25 protein-coding genes, 1 tRNA gene and 1 other RNA gene are annotated in these 26,753 nt (G+C 64.3%); 16 read left to right on the top strand and 11 right to left on the bottom strand.

The genetic code is table 11. The annotated features are described in order from the left end of the window. The first annotated feature begins 55 nt into the window (after positions 1–55). Together NA5_RS01060 and tgt are read left to right on the top strand one after the other, a co-directional pair. Entirely contained in the window at positions 56–1,969 is a 1,914-nt protein-coding gene (locus tag NA5_RS01060) for an ABC transporter ATP-binding protein (RefSeq protein ID WP_062980836.1), read from the top strand. Between the two features lie 126 nt (positions 1,970–2,095). Further along, positions 2,096–3,337, top strand: a complete 1,242-nt coding sequence (tgt, locus tag NA5_RS01055) for a tRNA guanosine(34) transglycosylase Tgt (protein ID WP_245672026.1) — start codon at positions 2,096–2,098, stop codon at positions 3,335–3,337. A 232-nt stretch (positions 3,338–3,569) separates the two neighbouring features. Here tgt and NA5_RS01050 read toward each other — a convergent pair whose 3' ends face one another. Then, on the bottom strand, positions 3,570–4,352 hold the full coding sequence (locus tag NA5_RS01050; protein ID WP_245672025.1) for a queuosine precursor transporter: 783 nt from the start codon (positions 4,350–4,352) through the stop codon (positions 3,570–3,572). Between the two features lie 29 nt (positions 4,353–4,381). On the opposite strand from NA5_RS01050, the gene NA5_RS01045 reads away from it, so the two are divergent. Further along, positions 4,382–4,882 (top strand): DUF4190 domain-containing protein, encoded by a 501-nt coding sequence (locus NA5_RS01045; protein WP_062980832.1) that lies wholly within the window; start codon positions 4,382–4,384, stop codon positions 4,880–4,882. A 75-nt stretch (positions 4,883–4,957) separates the two neighbouring features. Here the strand turns inward: NA5_RS01045 and NA5_RS01040 are convergent, their stop codons facing one another. From NA5_RS01040 to NA5_RS01030, 3 genes are read right to left on the bottom strand one after another with little or no spacing between them, the layout of a single operon-like run. Continuing rightward, the gene (locus NA5_RS01040) at positions 4,958–5,641 is read right to left on the bottom strand and encodes an RDD family protein (RefSeq protein ID WP_062980830.1); all 684 of its coding nucleotides are present in this window, start codon (positions 5,639–5,641) and stop codon (positions 4,958–4,960) included. A gap of 45 nt (positions 5,642–5,686) precedes the next feature. Next, on the bottom strand, positions 5,687–6,619 hold the full coding sequence (gene gluQRS, locus NA5_RS01035; RefSeq protein ID WP_062980828.1) for a tRNA glutamyl-Q(34) synthetase GluQRS: 933 nt from the start codon (positions 6,617–6,619) through the stop codon (positions 5,687–5,689). 8 nt (positions 6,620–6,627) lie between these two features. Continuing rightward, entirely contained in the window at positions 6,628–7,104 is a 477-nt protein-coding gene (locus NA5_RS01030) for a DUF309 domain-containing protein (RefSeq protein WP_062981270.1), read from the bottom strand. Positions 7,105–7,525: 421 nt separating this feature from the next. Here NA5_RS01030 and NA5_RS01025 point away from each other — a divergent pair, with 421 nt between their 5' ends. Beyond that, entirely contained in the window at positions 7,526–7,735 is a 210-nt protein-coding gene (locus tag NA5_RS01025) for a DUF397 domain-containing protein (protein ID WP_062980826.1), read from the top strand. 82 nt (positions 7,736–7,817) lie between these two features. Here NA5_RS01025 and qcrB read toward each other — a convergent pair whose 3' ends face one another. Continuing rightward, entirely contained in the window at positions 7,818–9,443 is a 1,626-nt protein-coding gene (gene qcrB / locus NA5_RS01020) for a cytochrome bc1 complex cytochrome b subunit (RefSeq protein WP_062980824.1), read from the bottom strand. 167 nt (positions 9,444–9,610) lie between these two features. On the opposite strand from qcrB, the gene NA5_RS01015 reads away from it, so the two are divergent. After that, complete coding sequence (locus NA5_RS01015; RefSeq protein WP_169811243.1) at positions 9,611–11,173, top strand: wax ester/triacylglycerol synthase domain-containing protein; 1,563 nt, start codon at positions 9,611–9,613, stop codon at positions 11,171–11,173. A gap of 190 nt (positions 11,174–11,363) precedes the next feature. Here the strand turns inward: NA5_RS01015 and NA5_RS01010 are convergent, their stop codons facing one another. Continuing rightward, positions 11,364–12,173: an SDR family NAD(P)-dependent oxidoreductase gene (locus tag NA5_RS01010; protein WP_084483785.1), complete on the bottom strand. Its 810-nt coding sequence runs from the start codon at positions 12,171–12,173 to the stop codon at positions 11,364–11,366. A gap of 455 nt (positions 12,174–12,628) precedes the next feature. Then, positions 12,629–12,716 (bottom strand) — tRNA-Ser (locus NA5_RS01005). Between the two features lie 162 nt (positions 12,717–12,878). Here NA5_RS01005 and ffs point away from each other — a divergent pair. Further along, positions 12,879–12,973, top strand: an RNA gene (ffs, locus tag NA5_RS01000) — signal recognition particle sRNA small type. A gap of 143 nt (positions 12,974–13,116) precedes the next feature. Beyond that, positions 13,117–14,406, top strand: a complete 1,290-nt coding sequence (locus NA5_RS00995) for an aspartate aminotransferase type Ic (protein ID WP_062981266.1) — start codon at positions 13,117–13,119, stop codon at positions 14,404–14,406. A 50-nt stretch (positions 14,407–14,456) separates the two neighbouring features. Here the strand turns inward: NA5_RS00995 and NA5_RS00990 are convergent, their stop codons facing one another. Next, positions 14,457–14,663: an SRPBCC family protein gene (locus NA5_RS00990; protein ID WP_062980820.1), complete on the bottom strand. Its 207-nt coding sequence runs from the start codon at positions 14,661–14,663 to the stop codon at positions 14,457–14,459. Between the two features lie 2 nt (positions 14,664–14,665). After that, complete coding sequence (locus NA5_RS00985; protein ID WP_063813115.1) at positions 14,666–15,472, bottom strand: methyltransferase domain-containing protein; 807 nt, start codon at positions 15,470–15,472, stop codon at positions 14,666–14,668. Between the two features lie 195 nt (positions 15,473–15,667). Between NA5_RS00985 and NA5_RS00980 the strand changes: the two genes are divergently transcribed. From NA5_RS00980 to NA5_RS43440, 6 genes are all read left to right on the top strand, one after another. Then, positions 15,668–16,261 carry an HhH-GPD-type base excision DNA repair protein gene (locus NA5_RS00980; protein ID WP_062980818.1) on the top strand — a complete coding sequence of 198 codons (594 nt, stop codon included), beginning with the start codon at positions 15,668–15,670 and terminating at the stop codon, positions 16,259–16,261. 113 nt (positions 16,262–16,374) lie between these two features. After that, a complete protein-coding gene (locus NA5_RS00975) occupies positions 16,375–17,088 on the top strand; it encodes a DUF8020 domain-containing protein (RefSeq protein WP_062981264.1) in 714 nt (237 codons plus the stop codon). A 544-nt stretch (positions 17,089–17,632) separates the two neighbouring features. Then, positions 17,633–19,309: a WXG100-like domain-containing protein gene (locus NA5_RS00970; RefSeq protein WP_062980817.1), complete on the top strand. Its 1,677-nt coding sequence runs from the start codon at positions 17,633–17,635 to the stop codon at positions 19,307–19,309. 131 nt (positions 19,310–19,440) lie between these two features. Further along, the gene (locus NA5_RS40065) at positions 19,441–20,352 is read left to right on the top strand and encodes a hypothetical protein (RefSeq protein ID WP_157110166.1); all 912 of its coding nucleotides are present in this window, start codon (positions 19,441–19,443) and stop codon (positions 20,350–20,352) included. Continuing rightward, positions 20,349–20,546: a hypothetical protein gene (locus NA5_RS40060; RefSeq protein WP_062980813.1), complete on the top strand. Its 198-nt coding sequence runs from the start codon at positions 20,349–20,351 to the stop codon at positions 20,544–20,546. The genes NA5_RS40065 and NA5_RS40060 overlap by 4 nt, the downstream gene beginning before the upstream one ends. After that, a complete protein-coding gene (locus tag NA5_RS43440) occupies positions 20,516–20,896 on the top strand; it encodes a DUF7873 family protein (protein WP_084483784.1) in 381 nt (126 codons plus the stop codon). The genes NA5_RS40060 and NA5_RS43440 overlap by 31 nt, the downstream gene beginning before the upstream one ends. Here the strand turns inward: NA5_RS43440 and NA5_RS00955 are convergent. Next, on the bottom strand, positions 20,832–21,242 hold the full coding sequence (locus tag NA5_RS00955) for a hypothetical protein (RefSeq protein WP_062980811.1): 411 nt from the start codon (positions 21,240–21,242) through the stop codon (positions 20,832–20,834). The two genes, NA5_RS43440 and NA5_RS00955, sit on opposite strands and share 65 nt — an antisense overlap. A gap of 91 nt (positions 21,243–21,333) precedes the next feature. On the opposite strand from NA5_RS00955, the gene NA5_RS00950 reads away from it, so the two are divergent. The 3 genes from NA5_RS00950 (at position 21,334) to NA5_RS00940 (ending at position 24,981) form a co-directional block, all read left to right on the top strand. Beyond that, positions 21,334–21,723, top strand: a complete 390-nt coding sequence (locus tag NA5_RS00950; RefSeq protein ID WP_062980809.1) for a hypothetical protein — start codon at positions 21,334–21,336, stop codon at positions 21,721–21,723. Between the two features lie 152 nt (positions 21,724–21,875). Beyond that, complete coding sequence (locus NA5_RS00945; RefSeq protein WP_062980807.1) at positions 21,876–23,309, top strand: MFS transporter; 1,434 nt, start codon at positions 21,876–21,878, stop codon at positions 23,307–23,309. A gap of 403 nt (positions 23,310–23,712) precedes the next feature. After that, positions 23,713–24,981, top strand: a complete 1,269-nt coding sequence (locus NA5_RS00940) for an ROK family transcriptional regulator (RefSeq protein ID WP_062980805.1) — start codon at positions 23,713–23,715, stop codon at positions 24,979–24,981. Positions 24,982–25,088: 107 nt separating this feature from the next. On the opposite strand, the gene NA5_RS00935 is transcribed toward NA5_RS00940, so the two are convergent. Then, positions 25,089–26,699, bottom strand: coding sequence for a DUF2207 family protein (locus NA5_RS00935; RefSeq protein ID WP_084483783.1), 1,611 nt, complete (start codon positions 26,697–26,699; stop codon positions 25,089–25,091). Positions 26,700–26,753: the final 54 nt, after the last annotated feature.

Genomic DNA, 26,753 nt, shown 5'->3' with positions numbered 1-26,753 from the left:
GCTCGCCGCCCGATCCGAGCGGCGACGGGCATCGGATCCGGCGAGAGGAGATCCGATGAGACCCGGAGCGGTGAATCCCGGTGCGCCGGATGCGAAGGCGAAATCGTTCGGTCCGTCGCTGCAGCGGCTGTTGCGCAGGCTGGCCCCCGAGCGCGTGTATGTCGGCGTGATTCTCGCACTCGCGATCGTCTCGGTGGTGCTGAATACGCTCGGCCCCTACATCCTCGGCAAGGCCACCAACGTGGTCTTCGACGGTGTGGTCGGCCGCCAATTGCCGAGTGGCATAACCAAGGAAGAGGCGATCCAGCGCCTGCGAGCCTCCGGCAACAACACCTTGGCCGACATGCTCGGCGCGATGGATGTCACTCCGGGTGTCGGTGTGGATTTCGGCGCGGTCGGCCGGGTGCTGATGCTGGTGCTGCTGCTCTACATCGGCGCAGGCGTCTTCAGCTGGCTGCAGTCCTACCTGCTCAATATCGTCATCAACCGCACGGTGAAGCGGCTGCGCAGCGATGTCGAGGACAAGATCCATCGACTTCCGTTGCGCTACTTCGATTCCACGCCGCGCGGTGACCTGCTCAGCCGCGTCACCAATGACGTCGACAATGTGTCGCAGACCCTGCAGCAGACCATGAGCCAGCTGATCCTTTCGCTGTTCTCGGTGATCGGCATCCTGATCATGATGTTCTGGATTTCGCCGCTGCTCGCGTTGATCGCCCTGCTCACCGTGCCCGCCGCGATCGTGGTCACCACGCAGATCGCCAAGCGCTCCAAACCGCACTTCGTGAACCAGTGGAAGTACACGGGCATGGTGAACGCCCAGGTCGAGGAGGCCTTCACCGGGCACGAGGTGGTCACCGCATTCGGCCGCAATCGCGAGGTCGGTCAGGAATTCGACAAGCGCAACAATGACCTCTACGAGTCGAGTTTCAAGGCGCAGTTCATCTCCGGGCTGATCATGCCCGCGATCATGTTCCTCGGGAACGTGAACTTCGTGCTGGTGGCGCTGGTCGGCGGCCTGCGGGTGGCGACCGGCAACCTGTCGCTCGGTGAGGTGCAGGCCTTCATCCAGTACTCCCGCCAGTTCAGCCAGCCGCTGACCCAGATCGGCGCGATGGCCAACCTGCTGCAATCCGGTGTCGCCTCGGCCGAGCGGATCTTCGAGATTCTCGATGCCGAGGAGCAGTCGCCGGATCCGGTCATGGAGAACACCCGTCCGGTCGATCGCGGCCGGGTCGAGTTCGAGGCGGTGTCGTTCCGCTACGAACCGGAGACGCCGGTCATCGAGCGGTTGTCGCTGGTCGCCGAGCCTGGACATGTGGTCGCCATCGTCGGCCCGACCGGTGCGGGCAAGACCACCTTGGTGAATCTGCTGCTGCGGTTCTACGAACTCGATGCGGGCACCATCACCATCGACGGCGTCGACATCACCGAGATCACCCAAGATCACCTGCGCTCCAGGATCGGCATGGTGTTGCAGGACACCTGGCTGTTCAAGGGCACCATTCGGGAGAACATCGCCTACGGCAATCCGAATGCGAGTGAGGCCGATATTCTCGCGGCCGCCCGCGCCGCCTACGTCGACCGCTTCGTGCACGCGCTGCCACACGGTTACGACACGGTCATCGATGAGGAGGGTTCGGGTGTCAGCGCCGGTGAGAAGCAGTTGATCACCATCGCCCGCGCCTTCCTCGCCAAACCGTCAATCCTGGTCCTCGACGAGGCGACGAGTTCGGTCGATACCCGCACCGAGGCGCTGGTCCAGCACGCGACCGCGGCCCTGCGCCGGGACCGCACCAGCTTCGTCATCGCGCACCGCCTGTCCACCATCCGCGATGCCGATCTGATCGTCGTCATGGAGGCGGGCCGCATCGTCGAACACGGCAACCACGAGCGCCTCCTCGAAGAACGCGGCGCCTACTACCGCCTCTACAACGCCCAGTTCGCCGCGGCCGCCGCCCAAGCCTGACCGGGCCGATACTCGTCGCATACCGGGTGGCTATCGCGCATAACGTGTGGCTTGTGCGCGATGCCCGTTGGCTGTGCGAGAGCACTTGGTGCGGGGCAGTGTGACGTGCCTGAGAGGATGTACGGCGTGGTTGATCCTGGAGTTTTCTCGTTCACCGTCGGTACCCGTATTCCTGGGCGACACGGTCGGACGGGCGTGATCAGCACACCGCACGGTGATATCGCGACGCCCGCATTCATTCCGGTCGGCACCAAGGCGACGGTGAAGGCGGTGCTGCCGGAGACCATGAAGGAACTCGGTGCGCAGGCGCTGCTTGCTAATGCCTACCACCTGTACCTGCAGCCCGGGCCCGATATCGTCGACGAGGCGGGTGGGCTGAGCGAGTTCATGAACTGGCCCGGCCCGACCTTCACCGACAGCGGCGGCTTCCAGGTGATGTCGCTGGGCGTCGGCTTCAAGAAGGTGCTGGCCATGGAGGCCGTCGACGTCCGAAGCGACGACGTGATCGCCGCGGGCAAGGAACGCCTGGCCACCGTCGACGATGACGGCGTCACCTTCCGCTCCCACCTCGACGGCTCGAAACACCGGTTCACCCCCGAGGTTTCGATGGGCATCCAGCATCGGCTCGGCGCGGACATCATGTTCGCCTTCGACGAGCTGACCACCCTGCTGAATACCCGTGCCTACCAGGAGAAGTCGCTGCAGCGCACGCACGAATGGGCGCAGCGCTGTATCGATGAGCACGAACGGCTGACCGCCGCGCGCACGCATCGCCCATATCAGGCGCTGTTCGCGGTGATCCAGGGCGCGCAATACGAGGACCTGCGCCGCAAGGCCTGTCGGGAACTGGAATCGCTGCGCGGCAGTGCCGGAACGGGTTTCGACGGCTACGGCATCGGCGGGGCGCTGGAGAAGCACAACCTCGGAACCATTGTCGGCTGGTGCTGCGATGAACTGCCCGAGGACAAGCCGCGGCATATGCTCGGCATCAGTGAACCCGAGGACATGTTCGTCGCGGTGGAGAACGGCGCGGACACCTTCGACTGTGTGAACCCCTCCCGGGTCGCGCGCAATGCGGCGATCTATGTCGCCGAGGGCAGATTCAATATCAATACCGCCCGTTTCCGCCGCGACTTCACCCCGATCGACGACACCTGCGACTGCTACACCTGCGCCAACTACACCCGCGCCTATATCCATCACCTGTTCAAGGCCAAGGAGATGCTGGCCTCGACGCTGTGCACAATTCACAACGAGCGCTTCACGATTCGACTCGTCGACCGGATTCGCGAGAGCATCGAGGGCGGCTATTTCGATGAGTACAAGGCCGAAACGCTAGGCCGTTGGAAAGGGCGTAGCTCTGTCTGATTGCCGCGCCTGGCGGCGCGGCGTGTTCGCGGCCCGGAATGACAGCATCGCGTAGCGATTCGATGAGGGGCGGTGGTCGGGCGACGGGTGGGCCTCGCGTCCGAGCCGTCGAGACTCGCGCCTGCGGCGCATGCGCTTCGACGACTCGGACGCGAGACGGGCCGCGAACTCCTCGCTCGTAAGACTCGCTCCGTTGTGGTTACGCCCGAGCGGGCCTGCGGCATAGCAACTTTCAGCTCAGGAGCGCGGGAGTTTCGCGCGGTGCGTAGCTCGGCTCGTGCTTCTTCAGGAAGGCGATCACCCGGTAGGTGATCGGCAGCACGATGACCTCGGCGAGCGTCTTCCAGACGAATCCGACGATCACGTAGTTCACGAACTGTCCCCAGCTATCGATGCCGATGGCGGTGGCCGCGATCGAGCAGAAGATCAGCGTGTCCCCGAATTCGCCGACGATCGTGGAACCGATCAGCCGCGCCCACAGGTGCTTTTCCTTGGTCTTCTCCTTGATCAGCACCAGCGACGCCGAGTTGAGCATCTCGCCGACGAAGTAGCCGGACAGACCCGCGGCGACCAGCTGCGGCGTGGTGCCGATGACGGACCGGAAGGCTTCCTGATTGTCGTAGAAGGTGGCGGCGGGCAGCTCGATGGCGATCTTGAAGCAGACGACCGCGAGCAGCAGGATGGCGAAGCCGTAGTAGATGGCCCGGCGGGCGGCCTTGAAGCCGTAGACCTCGCTGAGGACATCGCCGATGATGTAGGCCAGGGGGAACAGGAACCACGCACCGTCGGTGGAGATCGGCAGGACCTCGATGGGGCCCAGCTTCACCGAATGATCGGTGAAGAATTGGACGCCTTTGGTTGCGCAGATATTCGAGATGATCAGTGTCGCGGTGAACAGGGCGACAACAGGGGTGTAGTAGCCCCGCGCGGCGACGGCGAATGCCGCGTGGGCCGCCGCGGGGCCCCCAGATTCTGGGTGTTCTTCGACTGTTTTGGACTCACTCACGCGCTTCATCCAACCAGGTTGTGGAATAGGCTGTAGCAATGACGAATCCCGGCGATTCCGACGAATGGTGGAAACAGTACGGCGGCGAAGGCGTGTCGCCGGAGGCTGGCTCCCAGGGGTCGGTACCGCAGTACCCCTCGACGCCGCAGTACCCTTCCGCGCCGCAGTATCCCCAGCAGCCGCCCTCGCAGCCGCAGTATCCGAGCTACCCGCAGCAGCCGGTCGCCGGGCAGCAGCAGCCGTACCCGCAGACCCCGGCCTATCCGAATGCGTATCAGCCGTACGGCTATCCGCAGCAGGCGCAGGGCAACAACGGGCTCGCGATCGGTTCGCTGATCGCCTCGATAATCGGGCTGTGCAGTTGCGGTATCGGCGCGATCGTCGGAATCATCCTCGGTGTCATCGCACTGAATCAGATCAAGGAGAGTGGCCAGGGTGGCCGCGGTATGGCGCTGGCCGGAATCTGGATCGGCGCTGGCGCCATCGTGCTCTGGATCGCCTACATCATTCTCGACGTAGCGCTGACAGCGACGAGTTAGCCGCTTTCGAAAACATCAGGGGCGCTCCCGTTCTCGGGAGCGCCCCTGTGTTGTACCCGGGGTTTCGCGGCCTGATCAGGCCTTGACGACCTGGGTGCCGCCAGCGAACTTGTCGTGCCAACCCTGCTTGTTCGGGTCCTGCGAGGTGGTGATGATCATGTAGATGATCAGGCCGAGCTCGGCCAGGCCACCGATGCACGGAATGATGCTGAGGGCGACATAGAGGTTGCGCTTCAGCGAGACCTCCGGAGTGATCTTCGCCGCGCCGCCGGGGGCGACGACCTTGAGGCCCACGATCTTCTTGCCGAGTGTGGTGCCCTGCGAGGTCTCCATGCCGACGAAGTAGCCGAGCATCGCGATCGCGCTCACCAGACCCAGCACGATCTGCCCGCCGAGTCCGGAGCCGACGATGAGCAGGATGACGACGTAGACCGGGATGCCGACGATCAGGTGATCGATGACGCGGGCGCCGATGCGGGCCCCGATATCACCGGGCTGTCCGCCGTATCCGTATCCCGGCTGCTCGCCATAGGGCTGCTGGGGGTAGGGCTGCTGCTGGCCGTAGGGATCCTGCGGCTGCTGACCGTATTGCGGCTGCTGACCGTACTGCGGCGGCTGCTGGCCGTACTGGGGCTGCTGACCGTACTGCGGCGGCTGCTGGCCGTACTGGGGCTGTCCACCCTGCGGGTACTGCTGGCCGCCTGGATATTGTTGCCCGCCTTGCGGATATTGGTTGGGGTCGTAGCCACCGCTTGTCATATGTGTGTCCTCGTCAGTGATCAGTAGATCGGTCGATTGCGTACGTTACGGACATCGCGCGGGTTGCAACAACCCATTCTCGTCGAGTATCCACGGTTCCTCGGTCAGATCGGCCGGGTCGAAACGATCGATCAGTTCGGCGGGCGAAACCGGGGGATAGCCAACGGAACAGGCCAGCGCGGCCGCGACCCGCTCTGGTGTATTGCCGAGGGCGAGTTGATCGGCGAGTGTCACCGCGCCGTCGCGTTTGGCGAGGCGCTTTCCCTCGGCATTCAGTACCAGCGGCACATGTGCGTAGTGCGGAATCGGAAGGTCCAGCAGTGTCGCGAGAAAGGCCTGGCGTGGTGTCGACGGCAGCAGATCGTCGCCGCGGACCACCTGATCGATGCCCTGCTCCGCATCGTCGACGACCACGGCCAGGTTGTACGCCGGAATTCCGTCGCCGCGGCGCAGGACGACATCGTCGACGGGCCCGCGATAGCTCCCGTGCAATTCATCGGTGATCTCGAATTCGCGCGCTTCTGCTCGCAACCGCAGTGCGGCCGGGCGTCCGTCGGCTCGATGCGCGGTTCGCTGCGCGTCGGTCAGATCGCGGCAGGTGCCCGGATAGTGGCCGAGCGGTCCGTGCGGTGCGGTCGCGGCCTGCTGGATTTCCCTTCGGGTGCAATAGCACTCGTAGGTGAGACCGGCCGCGGTGAGCCGATCTATGGCCGCTTGATAGTGCGACAGCCGGTCGCTCTGCCGGACGACCGGGCCGTCCCAGTCCAGGCCGATCGCGGCGAGGTCGGCGAGTTGGCGCTGTTCGGCTCCCGGCCGGACGCGATCCAGATCGTCGATCCGCAACACGAAGCGGCGGCCGGTCGAGCGCGCGAACAACCAAGCCAGCACCGCGGTGCGCAGATTTCCGATGTGCAGATCGCCGGACGGGCTCGGGGCGTATCTGCCCGCTGGAGTTCTGGGTACCGGCACATTCGCCATGCTAGGGGTCACCGGAGCAGCAGCCGCGGCTTGAGCCGGTCTTCGGGAATCGCGGTTCCGCTGTCGAGTGCGGCCAGCAGTGCCTCGGCGTGCGCGATCAGGCCCGCGCGGTCGATGCCGTACGGCGAGTCGGCCTCATAGGCGCGCAACCGGCCCACCGCGCGGGTGAGCAGGGTGCGCGCGCCCTTCGGATTCGCGCGTTGGATGTGGGTCAGACCCACCGCATATTGCGCCAGACCCTGCCACAGCATCCTTTCGGCGAACGGCCCGTTCTTCCACGCGGCCTCCAATACCTCGTGCGCGTTGAATGCCAGGCCGTCATCCAGCAGTTGCTGGGCGTAGGAGAGAGTTTGCTGGGGTGGCAGATTCAGGTCGTCCGGAATTCGCGGCACACCGACGCTGCCGACCGGCAGTGGCCGCCCGAACCGGTCGCGTGGGCGGGGATTACGTGCGCGACCTGCCTCGTCGCGCGGGCGTTCGACCATGCTGCCCATCATCCATGGCGGGCGTCGCGGGCGTCCACCCGAGTTCGGTCGATCACGATTAATTGACGGATCACGGAGCAATCACATCGCCAAAAAGTTTGCTGCCCAGCAAACATAGAAATGAATGTCATCTTCCGGCAATGATTCCGCAACTTCCAATCTTCGCAAGATTGGCAGATGCGATGATGGAATGGGCAAGAGATCGGCAAATTCTCGATGAACCTGCTAGTGTTTAGCGCGCGGGGGCGACCCCGCGAGGTGAATTTCACCTCGAAGTGCAGTGCGATCACGACGCACCGTGAAAATCGCGCGCTTTGGCAAGGCGCACCGCGGGATTCGGCGTTCCGCGCCGGATGCCGGTGCTAGTTAGAACGATGTCAGAAGAAAATCTCGTTCTCGACGCAGCAAAGGAGCTAGTGCCGTGGAAGTTGACTTGACGGGCGCTGTGTGGCGTAAGAGCACATACAGTGGCCCCGATGGGAACTGCGTGGAAGTCGCATTTCTCGTCGACGGCAACGTGGCGGTCCGCGACACCAAAGACAACGGCTATGGTCCGTTGTTGGCGTTCGCGCCAGGCGAGTGGGATGCATTCCTAAACGGAATGTCGAAGGGGGAGTTCGGACGCGCCTGAAAAACAGGTACGTTCGAACCAAACAGCACGGGCCCCGGGTCGGCACGGACTCGGGGCCTTCGCAGTGCTCAGCAGTACTTTCTCAGTGGTGCTGGCCGTCGGTCTGCTCCTGAGCCGCGCGTAGTACGGCCAGCTGCTTGCGCTCTTCCTCGTGCTCGGCCGCCCGATTGGCGCGGGACTCCTGCCATGGATCGGGGCGGAAGAATCCGCCGGTGCCCGGCTTGCCCGCCGAACCCAGCTTGTTCATCTTCTTCGGCACCGTCGCGCCCTGGTAGGTCAGCGGAATCGGGTGACCGTGCGCGTCGACCGGACCGAGTGGCTGATGGATCTCGATGTACTCACCGTGCGGCAACCGCCGGACAATGCCCGTTTCTATGCCGTGTTCGAGCACCGTGCGGTCGCTGCGCTGCAGGCCGAGGCAGATGCGGTAGGCGGCGAAGTAGGCCACCGCGGGCAGGGTGAGAATGCCGATCCGGCCGACCCAGGTGGTCGCGTTCAGCGAGACGTCGAATTTGTAGGCGATGATGTCGTTCACGCAGGACAGCGTCAGTACCACGTAGAAGGTGATCGCCATCGCGCCGATCGCGGTGCGGACCGGTACGTCACGCGGGCGCTGCAGCAGATTGTGGTACGCGGTGTCCTTGGTCAGTCGCCGTTCGATCCACGGATAGGCGATCAGCACGGTGAAGACCAGGCCCATGATCACCGCACCCCAGAACGGTGCGGGCACGGTATAGCGGCCCGGATACAGCTCCCAGGGCGGGATCAGGCGCATCATGCCGTCGGTCCACATCATGTAGAAGTCCGGCTGGGTGCCCGCCGATACCTTGGCCGGGCTATAGGGGCCGAAGGCCCAGATCGGGTTGATCTGCAGCAGACCGCCCATAAGTGCGACGACACCGAGGGTGAAGGCGAAGAACGCGCCCTGGTCCGCCGCGAAGACCGGCACGATGCGCGCACCGATCACGTTGTTCTCGGTGCGACCGGGTCCTGGGAACTGGGTGTGCTTCTGGTACCAGACCAGCGCGATATGCGCGGCGATCAGCGCGAGCATGATGCCAGGGAACAGCAGCACATGCGCGATGAACAGGCGCGGCAGGATGATCTCGCCCGGATAGTCGCCGCCGAACATCAACCAGTGCATCCAGGTGCCGATCAGCGGAATGCCGAGCGTGATGGACGAGAACGCCGCCCGCAGGCCGGTGCCGGAGAGTAGATCGTCGGGCAGCGAGTAGCCGAAGTATCCCTCGAACATGGCCAGGATCAGCAGCAGCGAGCCCAGCACCCAGTTCGCCTCGCGCGGCTTGCGGAACGCGCCGGTGAAGAAGATCCGGAACAGGTGCACGATGATCGAGGCCGCGAAAAGTAGTGCGGCCCAATGGTGGACCTGGCGCACGAATAGACCGCCGCGGACCTCGAAGGAGATGTTCAGTGCCGTCTCGTAGGCGCGGGTCATGGACACCCCGCGCAGCGGCTGGTAGGCGCCGTTGTAGGTGACTTCGGCCATCGATGGGTCGAAGTACAGCGTCAGATAGGTACCGGACAGCACCAGGATGATGAAGCTGTAGAGCGCGATCTCGCCGAGTAAGAACGACCAGTGGGTCGGAAAGACCTTGTTGATCGACCGCTTCATGAACGCCGCGGCCTTATATCGCTCATCGAAGGAGTTGGCTTGTTCCCTTGCCTTACGACCTACGTCTATAGCCATGGCCGACACCCCGCTCTGGGTGAGTGGTGGTACGTGTTCTACTACAGACGGTAGCAGGGGATCGACGGGGAATCGATAGGTTTTCCGGAACCGCAATGTGGAACAAGATCATTCAGTTTTCCGGTGCTGCGCACTATCTCCGGTTACCGGTGTCATATCGTCGAGTCGTGACTACGGTGGCCGCCCAGGACGCGACGATGTACTGGCTGTCCGGCCGTACCCGAAATGACCTCTTCATGCTGTATTGCTTCGACGATTCCGGGCATTCCGGTGCGCGATTGCGCGAGTTCGTCGCGCGCCGCAGTGCCGACATTGCCGATCTATCGGTCCGGCTGCGCGCGCTGCCCGCAGATCTGGACTATCCGACATGGGTTCGGTGTGAATTCCGTGCCGAGCAATTTGTGGAACATTTCCTTCCGGAACCGGATTGGCCGGGTGTGTGTGCGGTGCTCGGCAAACTGCTCGGCACCGGAGTGGATGCCGCGGTGCGGCCATGGCGGTTGCATGTGTTTCGTGGAGTACTCGGTGCGCCCGCGGGTGCTGGACCGGCGATGGTGGTCGTGCTGCAGATGTCGCATGCTTTGGCGGATGGGCGGCGGGGTGCGGATATCGCCAGGGCGTTGTTTTCCGAAGTCGGTGCGGCCGAGCCGGTTGCGGAGGGTGAGTCGCTGGCATGGCGGTCGCCGGTTGCTCGGGCCGAGCGGACCGAAGGGGTCGCCGAGGCTGTGACCATTGCCGATGTCGCGGCGCATGGCGATGGCGTCTCGGGTGTCGGTGCCGATTCGATAGCTGCGCCGCGCCGATCGGTTGCTCGCAGAGTTGCTGCGCAAACCGCCCGTCTCGGTGCGGCAGCTGTCGAAGCGGTGCCGGTGGATCCCATACATGTGCATTCGATGCTGGCGCTGCTTCGGATGCCGATTCAGTTCGCGCGCACCGCGATTCGCGGGTATCAGGCATTTCGGGCGCAGCAGGAGTTGGTCGAATCGACGACTGCGGGAAGGCTTCCGGGGCCGGGTCCCAGCTTCACGCCGAGTCCGGTGAACCGGAGTGATCCCACAAAACAGCACGCTCATCAGGTGCGGATGATCGTTTGCGATGCCGAACGGCTGCGCATCCCGGGCCACACCGTGACCGTGGTTGCACTGACCGCCGTGTCGATCGCACTCGATCGCTACCTCACGGCGCGCGGTGAACGAGTGAACCGTCTCGGCGCGCAGGTACCGATGGCGTTGTCCGACAATGGGATAGCGGCTCGCAATAACTACCGCAGCCTCGGCGTCGACCTGTTCATCGATGAACCGGAGGTACTGACCCGTGCGAACAAGATCGCCGCCGCGCTCGCCGATCGCCGAACCCGCGCCCAGCATCCACTGCTGACCGCACAGGACCGCGTCACCGCCGTCACCCCCGCCCGACTACTACGCCGCGACATCGAGCGCTACCCGCTCGACATCGTCCCCGACTCCATCGCCGGACACACCGTGGTCTCCAGCGTCCACCGCGGCCCCGCCGACCTGACCTTCGGCGGCGCACCCGTCCGCTTCACCGGCGGCTTCCCCGCAATCGGGTCGGTCATGCACCTCACCCACGGCGTACACGGCCTCGGCGATACCGTCACCGTCTCGATCCACGCCGACACCGCCGCGCTACCGGACATCGATATCTACGCGAACCTGCTACGCGATGCGCTGAACGAGGTATTCGACTGCGCCACCCGATCCGCGAGCTGACCCGGCACCGGTCCATACATATTCTGCGGCCAGCCAGTTTCGCTGTAGTTCAGGCTGTTCGGCGCTGCTGACGGTACAGACGTTGCAGGGCGAGGAGGCTGAGCGGATCGTAGACGTCGATACAGGCTTCACCGACTCGCGGGCTCCTCGGTCAAAACTTGTCAACACCTGTTCTCCTTAGTTTCGAAACTCAGTCCACCAATGCGCCGCCAGACAGGTTGGCGATCGTTCCGGTCATGGCTCCCGCACGATCCGAGGCCAGGAACGCGGCCGTCTCGGCAATCTCAGCGAGGGTGGGCAACCTCTTCAGGAGCGTTCCTTGCGCGAGCCCGTCTTCGAGGAATTCCTGGACCGATTGCCCGCCCGCTGCCGCGAGCCGCTTGAAGAGGTGCTTGGTGTAGGAGCCCGCTGCCGGCGCATCGACCACGGCGTGTGGGCGAAGGTCGATGACCCGGATGTTGTTGGGTGCCAGCTCCGCGGCCAGGAGCCGCGAGAATGCCTCCTTGCCTGCCGAGCTCACGCCGTGACCCAAGATGCCGCCGGTAGCCAGCTTGGCGCCCGGCTCGGACAAAGTCAGGATGACGCCAGGACGCTCGCGACCCATGTGTGGTGCCACCGCCTTGCTGGTGATGAACAGCGCCCGCAGAAAACCGTCGATCGGCCGCATGAACTCCTCCAGCGAGAGGTCCGCCAGCACCGTCCCCTGGTCATGCATGACGCTCACCGCGTTGAGGGCGATGTCGATGCCGCCTGCCATCTGCGCGATCGCGGCGACGTGCTTGTCGACCGCCTGCTGATCGAGAACGTCGACCTGTGCGGTCTCGACTTTTCCGCCCGTTGCGGCGATGTCACGCGCGACGGCGTCGAGCTTCGCCTGCGTCCGCCCGGCGAGGAAGACTCGTGCGCCTTCCCGGGCGAATACCCGGGCGACAGCGCCGCCGATAGCGCCTCCGCCCCCGTAGATCACAGCGTTCTTGCCTTCGAGCAGCAATGCACTCATAGATGTTCTCCACTCCGATAGGCAACCATTGGTTGCGTATTACCATAGCTGCGGCACGGGCGAAGCGCAACCTATGGTTGCGTATCGGCCGTGGCCGCCAGAGAAGTGGGTTGATTCCGCAACGGGGTTGGTTCCGTGCTTCAACTACGTCGCCTTCACCCCCCGACGGTCGAGCCGGACTCGCAGTGCGGGACCTCTATCTCGCCGCCCATCCGCCACAGCGTGTCGAAGGGAGCGCCAGGGTTGCGGCCCGAGTCGGCCATCGCTGATCTCGGTGGGTCGTCGCGACGATCAATTCCCGCAGGGGAGGTGACCCTTGGCCCGAGGCTCGTTGGCGCGGTCGACACGCCCGCCATCTGCGAAAACAATTGCAAGCGACTCGAAACCGCCCTGCACAGGCCTTTAAAGGAAACGCCCCTGACCTGCCGATATGGCTTGATCAGGGGCGTTTGCCGTGGCGGAGGATAGGGGATTTGAACCCCTGAGGGCGTTAACCCAACCCGCGTTCCAGGCGAGCGCCATAGGCCACTAGGCGAATCCTCCGTGCAGGAGCATACCGGGTGCCCCCGGCCGGTTGCCAAATGGGGCTGGTCGGCTGAATGAAAGTGCCTGTTCGGCCCCCCTTTTTAACCTGGTTGGTCCCTTTTGACCCCGTTCGGTCCCACCCCGTGGTGATCTTTGTCGGAGATCCCAGCTACACTTGCGAACGGATCCCGCGCGGCGCGCATCCTGTGAACTCCCCCAGGGCCGGAAGGCAGCAAGGGTCAACGGGCTCTGCCGGGTGCGCGGGGTCCCCTATATTCACTCCAATTCGGAGCAACCGCCGGGTAACGTGAACACGGTCCGCCGGACGTCGAACGCGCTCGGCTGGATCAATGGTCCGACCGCAGTACATCGGCTCGGACATCAACCGCCCCTTCGCTGCTTCGAAAGGCTGCCCAGGATGCCCCGGCAAACGCAGATCGGTTTGATGAGCCCCCCGGAGCTCGTGTCCGAACACGAGACCCAGACCGCGAATTACGCGACGCTCAAGACCGAGAAGCTCACGCTGGATCTGACCAGGGGTAAACCTTCACCGGAACAACTCGACCTCTCCGCGGAACTGCTCACGCTGCCCGGTCCCGGCGATTTCAAGGACGGCACCGGCACCGACTGCCGCAACTATGGTGGGCTGCACGGTCTCCCGGAGTTGCGCGCGATCTTCGGCGAGCTGCTCGGCATTCCGGTCGAGAACCTGATCGCGGGCAATAATGCCAGCCTCGAGCTGATGCACGATGTGATCAGCTACGCATTGCTGTACGGCACACCGGATTCCGAGCGCCGCTGGGTAGCCGAGCCGAAACTGAAGTTCCTGTGTCCGAGCCCCGGCTACGACCGGCATTTCGCGATCACCGAGGCGCTCGGCTTCGAGATGATTCCGATTCCGATCGGTCACGACGGCCCGGATGTGCACGCCATTGCCGAACTGGTGGCCGATGATCCGCAGATCAAGGGTCTGTGGGCGGTGCCGAACTACTCCAACCCGACCGGTGTCGTATTCTCCGAAGAGGTTGTCCATGAGTTGATTTCGATGCCGACCGCGGCACCGGATTTCCGCCTGTTCTGGGACAACGCCTACGCGGTGCACCCGCTGACCGATACCGCCGCACCCGTGCTCGACGTGCTCGGTATGGCCGCAGCGGCCGGAAATCCCAACCGCCCCATCGTTTTCGCCTCCACCTCGAAGATCACCTTCGCCGGTGCGGGGGTGAGCTTCCTCGGTGCGTCGACGCCGAACCTGAACTGGTATCTCGAGCACGCCGCGAAGAAGAGCATCGGCCCGGACAAGATCAACCAACTGCGCCACCTGCGATTCTTCAAGGACGCCGATGGTGTGCGCGCGCATATGCAGAAGCATCGCGCCATCCTCGAACCGAAATTCGCACTGGTGCTGAAGATTCTGGAGGATCGGCTCGGCGCGTCCAAGGTCGCGTCCTGGACCGAGCCGAAGGGCGGCTACTTCATCAGCCTCGATGTCCTGGAGGGCACCGCGGCCAGGGTGATCGCGCTGGCCAAGGATGCGGGCATCGCGCTGACCGCCGCCGGTTCGGCCTTCCCGTACCGAAATGACCCGGAGGACAAGAACATCCGCATCGCCCCCAGCTTCCCGCAGCTGCCGGAACTGGAGAAGGCAATGGACGGTCTGGCCACCTGCGTTCTGCTCGCGGCCACCGAGAAGCTGCTGCAGAAATAGTCGACAAAAATCGTTGGGCGCGTATCGATACGATACGCGCCCAACGTATTTCAGGCCTCCAGCAGTGCCCGCAACCGGGCCGGATCGGCGCGATTGACCCGCCGCATCGCGGCCTCCATGATCGGTGCGGCCGCATTGCCGAATCCGCTGGGTGTTCCGGTGTTGCGCAGGGTCATTCGGGTGCGGTCCGGTCCGGCGTCGGTCCAGGTATAGCGCGGACGCTCGATCACCGTTTCCGTCGAAACGTCGACGGCCACGATCAGCGGGGTTTGTGCGCCAGCACGGCGAACATGGTCACCGATAGGTGGATGTCGCCGGTTTCGGCGCCCCGTTCCAGATCCGCGATGAGCTGATCGCGCTGTGCCTCGGTGATGGAACCGCGCGCGACCGCCATCGCCGAGATGCGGTTGACCAGCGCGCCCGCGCCGACGGTCCGGTCCTGTACCAGGGCGTGCGAGCACACGTCGTCGATCACCAGGCCCGCCTTGGTCAGCAGCCCGGGCAGCCTGCGGCCGGAGAAGGGATTGGTGGTCGCCGCGATCAAGGTGTCGATGACCTCGCGGACCACCTGCCGGTCGCCGGGATGCACGATCGCCGTGCCCCAGTCGCTGTCCACCACCACGACGCGACCGCCGGGCCGAAGTACCCGAGCGATCTCGTTGGCGGCGCGATTCGGTGCGGTCAGGTGCTGGAACACCCGTTCGCAGAGGGCGACGTCGAAGCTGTTCGCGCCGAACGGCAGCCCGTAGGCGTCGCCGGAGTGGAATTTCGCCGTCGAACCGGCCTGCAGCGCGCGGCGTTCGGCGGAGGCGAGCAGCTGCGGATCGGGTTCGACGCCGATCGCGGTGCCGGTCGGGCCGACCGCGTCCGCGAAGGCGATGGCCTCCGTGCCGGTGCCCGACCCGATATCGACCGCACTCTCGCCGGGCTGCAGCGCCAACGCGTCATGCGCCCACGTGCGCAGTCGGCGGATGCCCGGCAGCGCCGCCTGCAGATCCCGCACGTCTACCAACTGATCCTGGCCCGCGCTGTCGAAGCGATCCGGGCGCAACCCCTGCATATTCATGGGCCCGATTCCGTCTCTTGGTATTGCCGTCGTCTGAGGCATGGCGCTGAGCCTACTTCGGCGCAGACCGCATCGCACGGCAGGTCTGTGAGGTCTGTCACGATTCGGGCATACCACCGATCCGGGTGGGCCGGACCACCTGACGGTCCCGAATGAGATGATCGGAGAAGTCCGGTACCAGCGAAAGGAAGTCCCGTGGCCAAAGCGAAGTCCGCGACTGTCAAGCTGTGTCTCGCCCAGGAGCCGGAGGCGGACAAACTCCTTTCCGAGGATTCCTTCGCGCTGCTGACAGGCATGTTGCTCGACCAGCAGTTCCCCCTCGAACACGCCTTCCGCGGCCCGAAGAAGATCGCCGACCGCATGGACGGCTTCGATATCCAGCGGATCGCCGACGCCGATGCCGAGGCATTCGAAGAACTGTGCGCGACCCCGCCCGCCATTCATCGCTACGGCCGGTCCATGGCCCGCCGCACCCAGGAACTCGCGCGGTATGTGGTCGAGCATTACGACGGCAAGACCGACCGGATCTGGACCCAGGGCGATCCGGACGGCAAAGAGGTGCTGCGCCGTTTGAAGGACCTGCCCGGCTACGGCGATCAGAAGGCCAGGATCTTCCTCGCACTGCTCGGCAAGCAACTCGGTGTGCGGCCGAAGGGATGGGAGGCGGCGGCCGGTGCCTACTCCGAAGCGGGCTCGCGTCGCTCGGCCGCCGATATCGTCGACGGCGAATCCCTTTTGGAAGTAAGGGCTTTCAAGAAGCAGATGAAGGCCGCGGCCAAGAAGTCCTGAGATCGCTCGGGGTTTGCCTATTCGAATCTGTGTGCATTTTTCCCTCGCGCCCGATTGGGTTCTCCTCGATGCTTTTCCCTCGATAGCAACACCTAGATGAGGGAATGCAGTACATGAGGATGAGGAAGCTCGCCGTCGTCGCGGCGCTGGTGACCATGGCTACCGGAGTGGCCGCGGGCACCTCCGGCGCGGCCCCGGCCGCCGCCGAAAGCGACGACAGCGCAATCAATTTCACCGCCGAAGCGGTTAACGATTCATCGATCATCAAAACCGACGCGGGTTCGCTGGTAGTCGAGGACGATGTCTTCAAGATCAAGGCGGCCGATGGCACCGTGCTCGCGGGCACCCCGCTGCGGTTCAAGATCGATGACTTCGAATTCCCTATCGCCGCACAGATTTCCGATCGCACCGCGACACTGACCCCGCAGATCGATCGCGAGCACGCGGTCTACAAGCCGGTCGCGCTGCCATATGAGGACAAGGCGCCGTGGAAGACCGAATACGACCGTGAGGTCGCGGCCTGGACCCGCCTGACCAGCACCATCTCGGCGGGAGCCACCATCGGCACCCTGGTCGGTGGTCTCCTCGGCGGTGCGGCAGGCTGCGTCCTCGGTGGTATCGCCGGTGCGACGGTCGCCTCGGCCACCATCGTCGGCCTGTTCGGTCCGTTCATCCCGGCCGCGGCCGTGGGCTGCGTCGCGGGCATCATCGCCATCGGTGCCCTGGGCACCCTGGCCGGTCAGATCCTGATCACGGCTCCGGTCGCGATCGGTGCGGCGATCCAGTACTTCGCCACCATCAACCAGCCGCTCAACCCGGCCAAGTAGGTCCAACGACATCCGTGGCCCCACCGTCGCCACGGAAACAGGCCCCGCCCAGTACCTCTCGACTGGGCGGGGCCTTCGGTATCGATGAGCGTGTGGCTCGATCGAGATCGGGGTCTTCGCTCTTAGGGAAACGCCACCGGCCTTGCTCGTCCGTCACGGTTGTTCCGCGTCACGGCGTATGTCGGATATTTCCAGCGCGAGCGACCCACAACTGGTCATAGGGTTCTTAGGACGGGTGGTTCGGGTCGACTGCCACCGGTGGATCAGCGGCGCGAGCGGGGGGATCTCTTCAACTCGGCCACACGTCAGAATTCGCCGCGAGCATCGGCGGATGATCACCGATCGCGCCCAATGCTCGTGGTCCTTGATCACCGGGCCCCCGGAACTTCCCGTTTGTAGTACCCGATGACCACGCCGATGCCTCACAGCGATAGATCGGTTTGGGTGAGCGCACCTGTCATCTCCGCGATCGGCGGCGTCAGCTCGTCGCAGGGTTCCTATTTGGTATAGATTTTAGTGTTGGAGGTTATTTTTTCGTGGTGGAGTGAATCACGGCGTGTCCATTGAAATACCGCACGAGGTGGCTCTGTTCCTGAATTACATGGGCGTCCCGTATCCGGACATCGATGAGGATCAGGTACGTGAATTGGCTGGTCAGGTGCGGAATTTTGCCACAAACGTGCGCGACACCCATGAGTCGGCCACCGGCACGATCCACGATATGGGCTCGGTCTATTCAGGATATTCCTACGAGCAGCTGGTCACGGCGTGGGCGCAGATGAGCTCATCGCACATGGCGGACTTGGATCGGGCCTGCCATGTGGTGGCCAAGGTCCTGGACGTCACCGCGGAGGTGATCACCGTGATGAAGGTCGCTGTGCTCGCCGGATTAGCTGCGCTGGCGGCGAGTTACACGGCCCTCATGGCGGCCACAGTGCCCACCATGGGTTTATCGGCCGCACTCACCGCAGCTATCCGGGCGGCCGCGACCAGGCTGGTCACCGCGATGGAGCAGATGGTGATCGGCTATTTCGCCACCGAGGTGATCGGCAAGGCCATCGAACCGCTCGAGCACACCATCGAGCGCATGATCAACGGCGTCGTGTACGACACCGCGAAACAGCTACTGGATGTACCACCCGGCAGCTCGTCGGAACTGCCGCTCCACATCGAACCAGATGAGGTGATGCGGTACGCCAAAGTACTCGACGATCACGCCGACGACATTCTCCGGCATGCCGTGACCTTCGCCGACAACGTTGCCGCGTTGGATTTCCGCACCTCCGGCGAGCGCCATGGTCTGTTCGGCCCCGGACCGGACACTGCCAGCACCACGCCTGGGTCGTTTTATCCCGACGCCGGTCGTGAACTGTCGTCCACTCCAACGACTTCGGCCGAGACGGCGCAGGAAAAAAGCGGATCGCGGCTGATGGAAGCCGCTCCGGTCGGTGCAGTAGGTGCCGATTCCCGGACAGCGGCGACGCCCGCCGACGGCCGTTCTGCTACCGGGCCTGAGCAAGCGGCTGGGCCCAAGGCGCAAAAGGACACCGCTACTGGTCCTGTGTCCAGCACACAAGAGCGTACCGATAGCGGCGGAGTGAACTCGACCGATCCCGCCGCCGACCGCGCCGCAGCGATACCGACGCCAGCCGCCAACCGTTCTCTCTCGACGCCGGCCGAAGCAACCCATAATTGGCGCGAGGCGACCCAGCGGCTGTCGGAGATCGCGCCACATTCTTGGGAAAACATTGCGCAGCCTTTCGAAAACATTGCGCAGCCCGGCCGTTCAGGCGAACATCCGCCTGCCTCGTTGGGAGCCGACATACCCGAAAACATCCTGCCGCCCGGGCTCGACTCCGTCGCGAACAGTCACGCGAACACGACCGATGGCCAGTCGGGTGCTTCCCCTGAGCAGGGTACGCAGCAGGGTATTTCGTCGTCGACTCCGTGGAAGCGTTCCGTACTGCCGGGCAAACGAGCAAAAGCAGCCACGACTTCTGCTGCGAGCAGCGTTGGCAAGCAGCGCGCCACCGATCCGGCAACCGAGAAACCGATCAGGACGCCGTGGTCGACGAAGACCGAGCCCACCCTGGTCACCGACCCCAAGGTCTTCACGCCGGACAACGCGGGTCCGGCGCCTGTGCTCCCGGCCGACAACCTCGCGACCGCAGAGAAGCGACCGAACAAGGCGGCCGATCGCGCCTCCGAACCGCCCACCTGAGCGCACACTGGTGGGGGTGGGGTCCTCTCGGCAAGTCTGCGTGTGCTTTCGGCAGGTAAGCTGGCGAGGTTCGTCAATGGGACTCCCGCATCACATGGCTGGGGATGAAGGGCGTTGCGGAGGATCGGTCTGTGTGGATTTCTCGATTGTTCCGCGATGGTTCCGGAAGAATCGTGAAAAGTGTCCTCGAGTACGCGGAGAAGAATAAGGAATTAACAACCGACAAAACGGGGAAGATTCGCAGGCTGCTCGATGAAGTCGACGCGCGTGATGTGGATGGTAGCAGTCGGGTCAGGAAGTCGATAGGAGATGGTGTCGGGAGTACAGCCGAAACGCCATCGACCTCGTTAGCGCGGCCAAGTGTATCCGACAGAAAATTTGCCACTCCCGATTTGTCTTCGATTCCGCCTCTTGGTGACTTCATCCGGGGGGCGGCTGCCGATGACAAGAACCTGTTGGCAACGTTGTCCGGTTTCAATGGGCGATATGGACCCTATGATGTACGTGTCTCGGTGGCCAACTATCTACACGATGCCGAAGGGTTCACATATCATGCTTCCGTCTGGGACCCGGACAAGGGAATGATTGGAATTCTGGAGCGGAAGATCTATCGGGACGAGCATAGTCGGATCGTCGTCGAAAATCGGATGATGGATCTCGATGAGGATGCAACCGGAAAGGGGTTTGGAACGGCATTCAATTATGCGATGGAGAGCTACTGTAGGCGATCCGGGGCCGACAGGATGACGGTCTTGGCGACCGATGCCGGCGCGTATTCCATGGCGCGTGCGGGATACGATTTCGATCCGACCCCCGAGCTTCTCAAATCGTCTGTTTCCTCCATTACAAATAAGATCAACAGTATCTACCCCGACTGCACGCCCGCGGACCGCGCATTACTCGATGATGTTCTACGCAGATTCCAGGGGCGAGTAATCGAGTATCCGTCACCGAGTGAACTGGCAGCCCTGACGGGCGAAGACCGCGAATTAGGGAGAACTTTGATGAAAGGCACAGCATGGCACGGATTGAGGGTCCTGTGAACATAACGTCCGAAGAAGAGGAATTCCTCCGCGCACGAAGCAAGGCAACGGCCGACGCGTTCATGGCGTTCGTGACGGCTCGGGGACTGGACATGGATATGGATACTTGGCCGGATGCCGACCGCCGCGAATTCGAGGTCCGCAACCGTGAACTGATAGAGGAGTGGAAGCGAAAGGCTCGAGAGCTGCCGTAGTAACCCGAGCGTCAAGGCTGTTCGACGTGACCGCGGCGAAGGACTGGGCGAACTGCGAGGTCAAGGCCGACGTCCGGGTGGACGAGGAGGCCTTGCTGGCCGCCGTTCCGGTCTCGTACCTGCTGTCCTGTAGAAGCAGTCGTGGACCAACGACACCAGCTGATCCGTTGCGAGAACATGTTCTAGATCTGTTACGGACCGATCGTGGCTACGGCAGCAGAACCTCTTTCTATGCCGATTACCGCGCTCGCCGCCCAGATCGCCGTGCATTGGGCTCCACGTCAGCTACAGAACGCTCACGTAGTTTCCGTAACGACCGTTCAGGGCGTCCGTTGCGGCTGCGGCGATGATCTGGCGGCCGTCTTGCGAGCATCGGCTCAGAAACGCCCGCACGCGGGGCCCGGACCAACCGGCTGCAGCGACCGCCGGCCAGTACGGCAGGTACTTATGGTTGAGATCGCGGAAATTGGCCTCGGCGTAGTCGAGGACGTCGTCGACCGCGGTGTCGGGGAAGTCCAGTCGCAGCATCGCGACCGCGCGCAGCGCGCCATCGGCGAGAAGTTCGACATCTTGTTGCAGGCACCATAAGGCGGGAGCCGGGTCGTTGTCGACCTCGCGACCCAGGCGGACGATGGCGTCGCCAAGGGCAGTGTTGACCGTCGTTGCCGAGCGAGGTTGCAGCGCCAGTCTTTTCACTGGGCGGGGCCTTCTTGTATCCGGGAAGACGGGGCCGATCCGGCTAGCATGCTCAGGCTGTCAGAGACTCTGGAAGCGGAAGGGGATAGTGATGTACTTCGGGCTCGAGCGTGTTCTGCGGATCGTCCCACTGTTCGCAATGGCCGGTGCCACCCTGCTGATCGGCGCGGGTCCTGCCGCTGCCGACGACTGGCCCTCGGACGGCGGCGGCGCATTCCAGGTTTATGAGACCAAGGACTTCGCGGTCCGATCCGATCCCGACTACTGGAATCCGTTTTCCGAGCGGAACCGGTTGACCTCACCATTCGGTACCAACACCCGGATCGTTTGCACCAGTTTCCATGGTGTGCAGCAGGATTGCTGGCAAGCGGACCTCGACGGCAACCCGCACAAGCTCGGCATCGCCCCGCTCGACCTGCCGTACGCGGGCTCCAGCGGAACCGGCCACTTCGGTCCCAAGCATTACGTCTACCCCGGCTGATCTCACCACCGTCGCCATCGCCACAGGCCCTGCCCAAGTACCTGGGCGGGGCCTTGTTGCGCTCCCCGCAAGATCATGACCAGGTCTTTCATGCCCCCGCATTACTTGCGTTGACATTTAATGCGTGTGCATCTAAATTACCGAACGTGACTATGACAGCTACCGCATCCGATACCCGGACCGCCGCACCCACCGAGCACACTCCGGGCAGGTGGAGCCCGAAGTTGTGGGCCGTACTCTTCGTCGCCGGTCTGGCGATGTTCCTCGACGCACTCGACGTTTCGATGGTCGGCGTCGCCCTCCCGTCCATCGGATCCGAACTTGGCCTCAATACCGAGAGCCTGCAATGGATCGTCAACGGCTACATCCTCGGATACGGCGGCCTGCTGCTGCTCGGTGGCCGAGCCGCCGATCTGCTCGGCCGTCGGCAGGTATTCCTCACGGCCCTGGTGGTTTTCGGACTCGCCTCACTCGCGGGCGGGCTGGTCGATGACGGTGCGCTGCTGATCGCCAGCCGCATCATCAAGGGCGTGGCCGCCGCATTCACCGCGCCCGCCGCGCTCTCGATCATCACCACCACCTTCAAGGAAGGTCACGACCGCAACCGGGCACTGTCGATCTTCACGGTCTTCGGCGCCACTGGTTACGCCTCCGGTCTGATCGTCTCGGGTCTGCTTACCGGCATCGACTGGCGACTGACCTTCTACGTCCCGGTGCTGGTCGTCGCGGCCGTGGTGGTCACCGCTTACTTCGTGGTTCCGCGCAATATCGAGAAGGAGCAGGGTCGCGTCGACTTCGCCGGTGCCGCACTGCTCACCGGTGGCATGCTGGCCGCCGTCTACACCATCGTCACCGCACCCGAAAAAGGCCTCACCGCAACGGTTGTCGCGACGGCGGTAATCGCCATCGCGCTGCTGAGCGCCTTCTTCGTGGTGGAAAACAAGGTGGCGCACCCGCTGGTGCGGCTGAGCATCTTCAAGGTGAAGTCGATCGTCCGGGCGAATCTGGCCGCGCTGGCCATCTTCGGCTCCTACATCAGCTTCCAGACGATCGTGTCGCTGTACCTGCAGAACACCCTGGGGTGGGAGCCGCTGAAGATGGCGCTGGCCCTGGCTCCGACGGGCATTATCGTGGCGATCCTTTCGCCGGTCGCGGGCAAGCTGATCGACCGCTATGGCACAACGCCGATGATCATCGCCTCGATGACCTCGTTCGTGATCGGGTACGTCTGGTTCATCTCCTTCGGCGGTAGCGTCGATCCGACCTACGTCGTGGACTACCTGCCCGCGTTCCTGCTGCTCGGCCTCGGTTTCGCACTCGGCTTCTCCTCGGTCATGGTGCAGGCCACCGAGGGCATCGCCGACCACGAGCAGGGATTGGCCTCGGGGCTGGTGCAGACTTCGGGTCAGATCGGCGGCGCGGTGGTGCTCGCCGTGGTCACCGGGCTGATCAGTGGAGGCGCCGCCACCAGCATCGCGCAGTACCGGCCGGGGCTGTACCTGGTCACCGTGGTCGCGCTGGTCGGGCTGATCGCCTCGGCCACCGCACTGCTGGCCCGTCGTCAGTTGGTCGCGGAAGCGGCGTAACCGATTAGCCCGGGGATCGGGCGAGCCAGTCACCCCATGGGGGTCGCCGAAGTGGCGGCCCCCATTCGGCTTTTCCGGACAAATCGTGCTTTGGGCCACATTTTCTCGGAACCCGGTGCGTGCCAAGGATTTCGGAACGAACCACGCATCCGAGGAGTTCCCGCCTTGCCGATAGGGCTTGGTGCGCGGCGATTTCGGTGTTAACTTTGATCCCATGTCTTCGAGCCGTCCGACCGCACTGCGGGTCACCTATGTGACCGCCGCACTGGGTCTGCGACTGCCGTTGACTCGCGAACTGTGTTGTTCCTGCTGCAGCTGAGCCGCTCTTTCGGCTCGTGCGCTGCCCCGCCGCCGCACGTGTAGGCACGTCCCGTGGTACGGGACTTCAGCAAGGAATCTTCATATGTCCCTCCCCACCCTTGATAGATCCGGCTCCAGGGTCGTCACCGGTCGTGTCCGTGTCCAGCGCCCGGTCGTCGCGCCGGAGTTCCGCATCGCCGATAATCCGGCGGCGGCCGTGCTGCGCGCCGCGACCGGCGGTCCGGTCTCCCGTGACAATGCCGCGCGCACAACGGGTCTGAGCATCGCGACGGTCAACCGCCAGGTTTCCGCACTATTGGCCGCCGGTTTGCTCCGGGAGCGCCCCGACCTGACCGCATCGGGTGCGGTCGGGCGTCCGCGGGTGCCGTTCGAAATCGACCACGAGGCCTATCTGACCCTGGGCATCCATATCGGCGCAGCGGTCACCAAGATCGTCGCGGCCGATCTGCGGGGGCGCATTCTCGGCGGGCTGGCCATCGCGACGCCGCAGACCGGCCAGGACTTCGCGACCACGACCGTCGCGCGCAGTGCCAAGGCCTTCCTGCAGCGCTGGCACCGGCGCAAACCGCTCTGGGCCGGTGTGGCGATCGGTGGCCGGGTCGATCCCGCGACCGGCATCGTCGATCACCCCAAGCTGGCTTGGCAAGGGGCGCAGGTCGGTTCGGTGCTCGGCGAGGTGCTCGAGCTGCCGGTTTCGGTGGCGCCGCACGTCGAGGCGATGGCCGCGTCGGAGCTGCTGTTGCCGACCGGTGAACCGCGTGGGACCGGTGGTCCGGGCAGCAGCCTGTACTTCTACGTTCGCGAAACCGCCGGTATCGCAGTGACTTTGGACGGCCGGGTGCATACGCCGAGCAGCGGTCCCGGTTCGATCGCGCACTTCCCGACCGGCTCCGATGTGGAATGCACCTGCGGACGGCGCGGTTGCCTCGAGGTGACCGTCGGTGATCGGTCGTTGCACGCCAGAGCCGTTGGGCGCGGGATCATTCCGGCGCACAAGGGCACCGGCGGCACCACCATCGCCGACCTGTACCGTGCCGCCGAGGCCGGTGCGGCGGATGCGCAGGAACTGCTCGCCGAGCGCGCTACCATCCTCGGCCACACCGTGGCGATGGTCCGGGACATGCTCAATCCGGACCGGGTGATCCTCGGCGGCCAGGCCTTCACCGGCTACCGCCCCGCCGTCGCCCACGTCGCCCGGGCCTTCACCCAATCCTCGCAACTCCCACCGACCGATATCCGCATCAGCGGATTCGGCGGCAAGGTGCAGGAATTCGCCGCCGTGGTCACCTCACTGAGCGCCATCTACGCCGACCCGCTCTCCGCCATCCGCCGCACCGCACTGAACGACTGATCGCCGCGCACGATCGACCGGCCACTGATCTGCCTCTGGTGGCCGGTCGATCGCATTGTGCCCCTAGTTCCGCAGCTCGGCCGATCCCGGTGGCCACGGCCACCGGCTCAGGTGAAGAGTGCTTCGAGGGCGGTGATGAAGTAGGGAAAATGGCCTGCGAAGCGTTGCAGGTTGCGGTCGCGTTCGTAAGTGCCGAACCAGTAGAGGCCGGGTTGGGAGTCGGCGGCCGGGTTCAGGTCGCGGAAGGTGCGGATCCAGTTGTCGGCGCGGCCGCCGATCACCATGAACGGCAGTGCTCTGGAGAAGACCAATTCCTGGTCGGCGGGCGGGATCTGGTCGCGGGTGGTCGCGTCGAGGCCGCGCTGCAGTGCGCGGATCTGGCCGACGAGTTCGCGGCCGTGTGCCGTGCGGACCGGTAGGAAACGCGGAAGCAGCACGGTCGCGACACCGGCGAGCAGGATCGCGACGCCGACCAGTGCGCTGCCCGAGGTGAGCGCCAAGGCGATGGTCGCCGCGATACCGGCGACGATCAGCGCCCCACCCAACAGGATCGGCAGGCCGATACGGGCCCGATCGATGAAGGCGCCGCGCTGGACCGCATCGGCGAGCATCGCGCTGCGCACCGGATGGGATTGCACCCGGCCCGGCGCGCGCAATTCAGCGACGGTCACCGAATCGGTGCCGTCCGGCAGCAGTGCGCGGTAGACCGCCTTCTCGTAATCGCGGAGTTGGTCATCGGGTGCGTTCAGCCGGTCGATGCGCCAGTCGGTATCGCTGACGGGCGTGATCCAGATGTAGCGGCGCACGGCAAGGTCGATCACCGTTGCGGCGATATCGCTCGAATCGGCATGTTCGTCGAGCAATACCCCCGCCTCGCCGGGCAGGATGCCGTCCGGAGAGGTGAACTGGACCTGCTTTCCGTCGCGCAGCAGCGGGTCGATCGTCTCCGAACCCGTTGCGGCGGCGGCATTTTCCCGTCTTATTTTGAACACGAACGCCGCCATGGCGGCCAGCGCGAGCAGCAGCACACCGAACGCGACGAGCACCGGAGTCGTGAAGGAGAAGGCGCCCGCCTCGCTGTTATCGCGAATATCGGCGTTGGCGGGTACCGTGCCCGGCGGCATCTGCAATGTCAGGTCGATATTGTCGCCCTTGCGCAGGTCGGTCTGGTGCCAGTAGAGCACACCGTCGGCCTCGATCTGCAGATCCGAGCACTGCCGCAGGTTGCCGGGCGGGCCCAGTTTGCAGTCCACCACGCCCATTTCGTAGCTCGGGCTGATCAGGGATGCGTCGATCGACGCGACATCGGCATTGATGGTGCCGAGCCAGCGGAAGACCTGGGTGCCCGGCGCGTCGCTGACCGTGTTGTGGATCGCGTAGGTGAAGGTCGATTCGCCCGGTTTGGCGTCGATGGTGAACAGATCGTTGGCGACAGTCGCGGTGCCGGTGCCCTTGGTGTCGATATCGGTGACCTTGAAGACGCGTTCGACATCGTCGCCGACCTTGAGGCGCAGCGGCAGAGTCATTTTGAAGCCGCTGTCGGCGGGGACGGTCACCTTCTCGGTGACCTCGAGCACACCCTCGCGGCTCAGTTTCAGATCCGCGACAATATCGACGCCATCGGCTGCGGGCTCCGTGTGGGCAACCGGTGCCGCGGCCAGCATTCCCGCGGCGGCGAGAAGCAGCGCGCTCGCGGCGCCCCCCCGTAAAGTCAGCATGGCTGCCTACTCTAGACAAGTTGCTAAGCTGCGTCAGCAGCCCAGCGCGAGCGA

It is taken from the genome of Nocardia anaemiae NBRC 100462 (assembly GCF_001612725.1).
Taxonomy (GTDB): Bacteria; Actinomycetota; Actinomycetes; order Mycobacteriales; family Mycobacteriaceae; genus Nocardia; species Nocardia anaemiae.
Note: the sequence above shows the minus strand (reverse complement) of the source record. Positions and strands in the feature narration are given on the sequence as shown.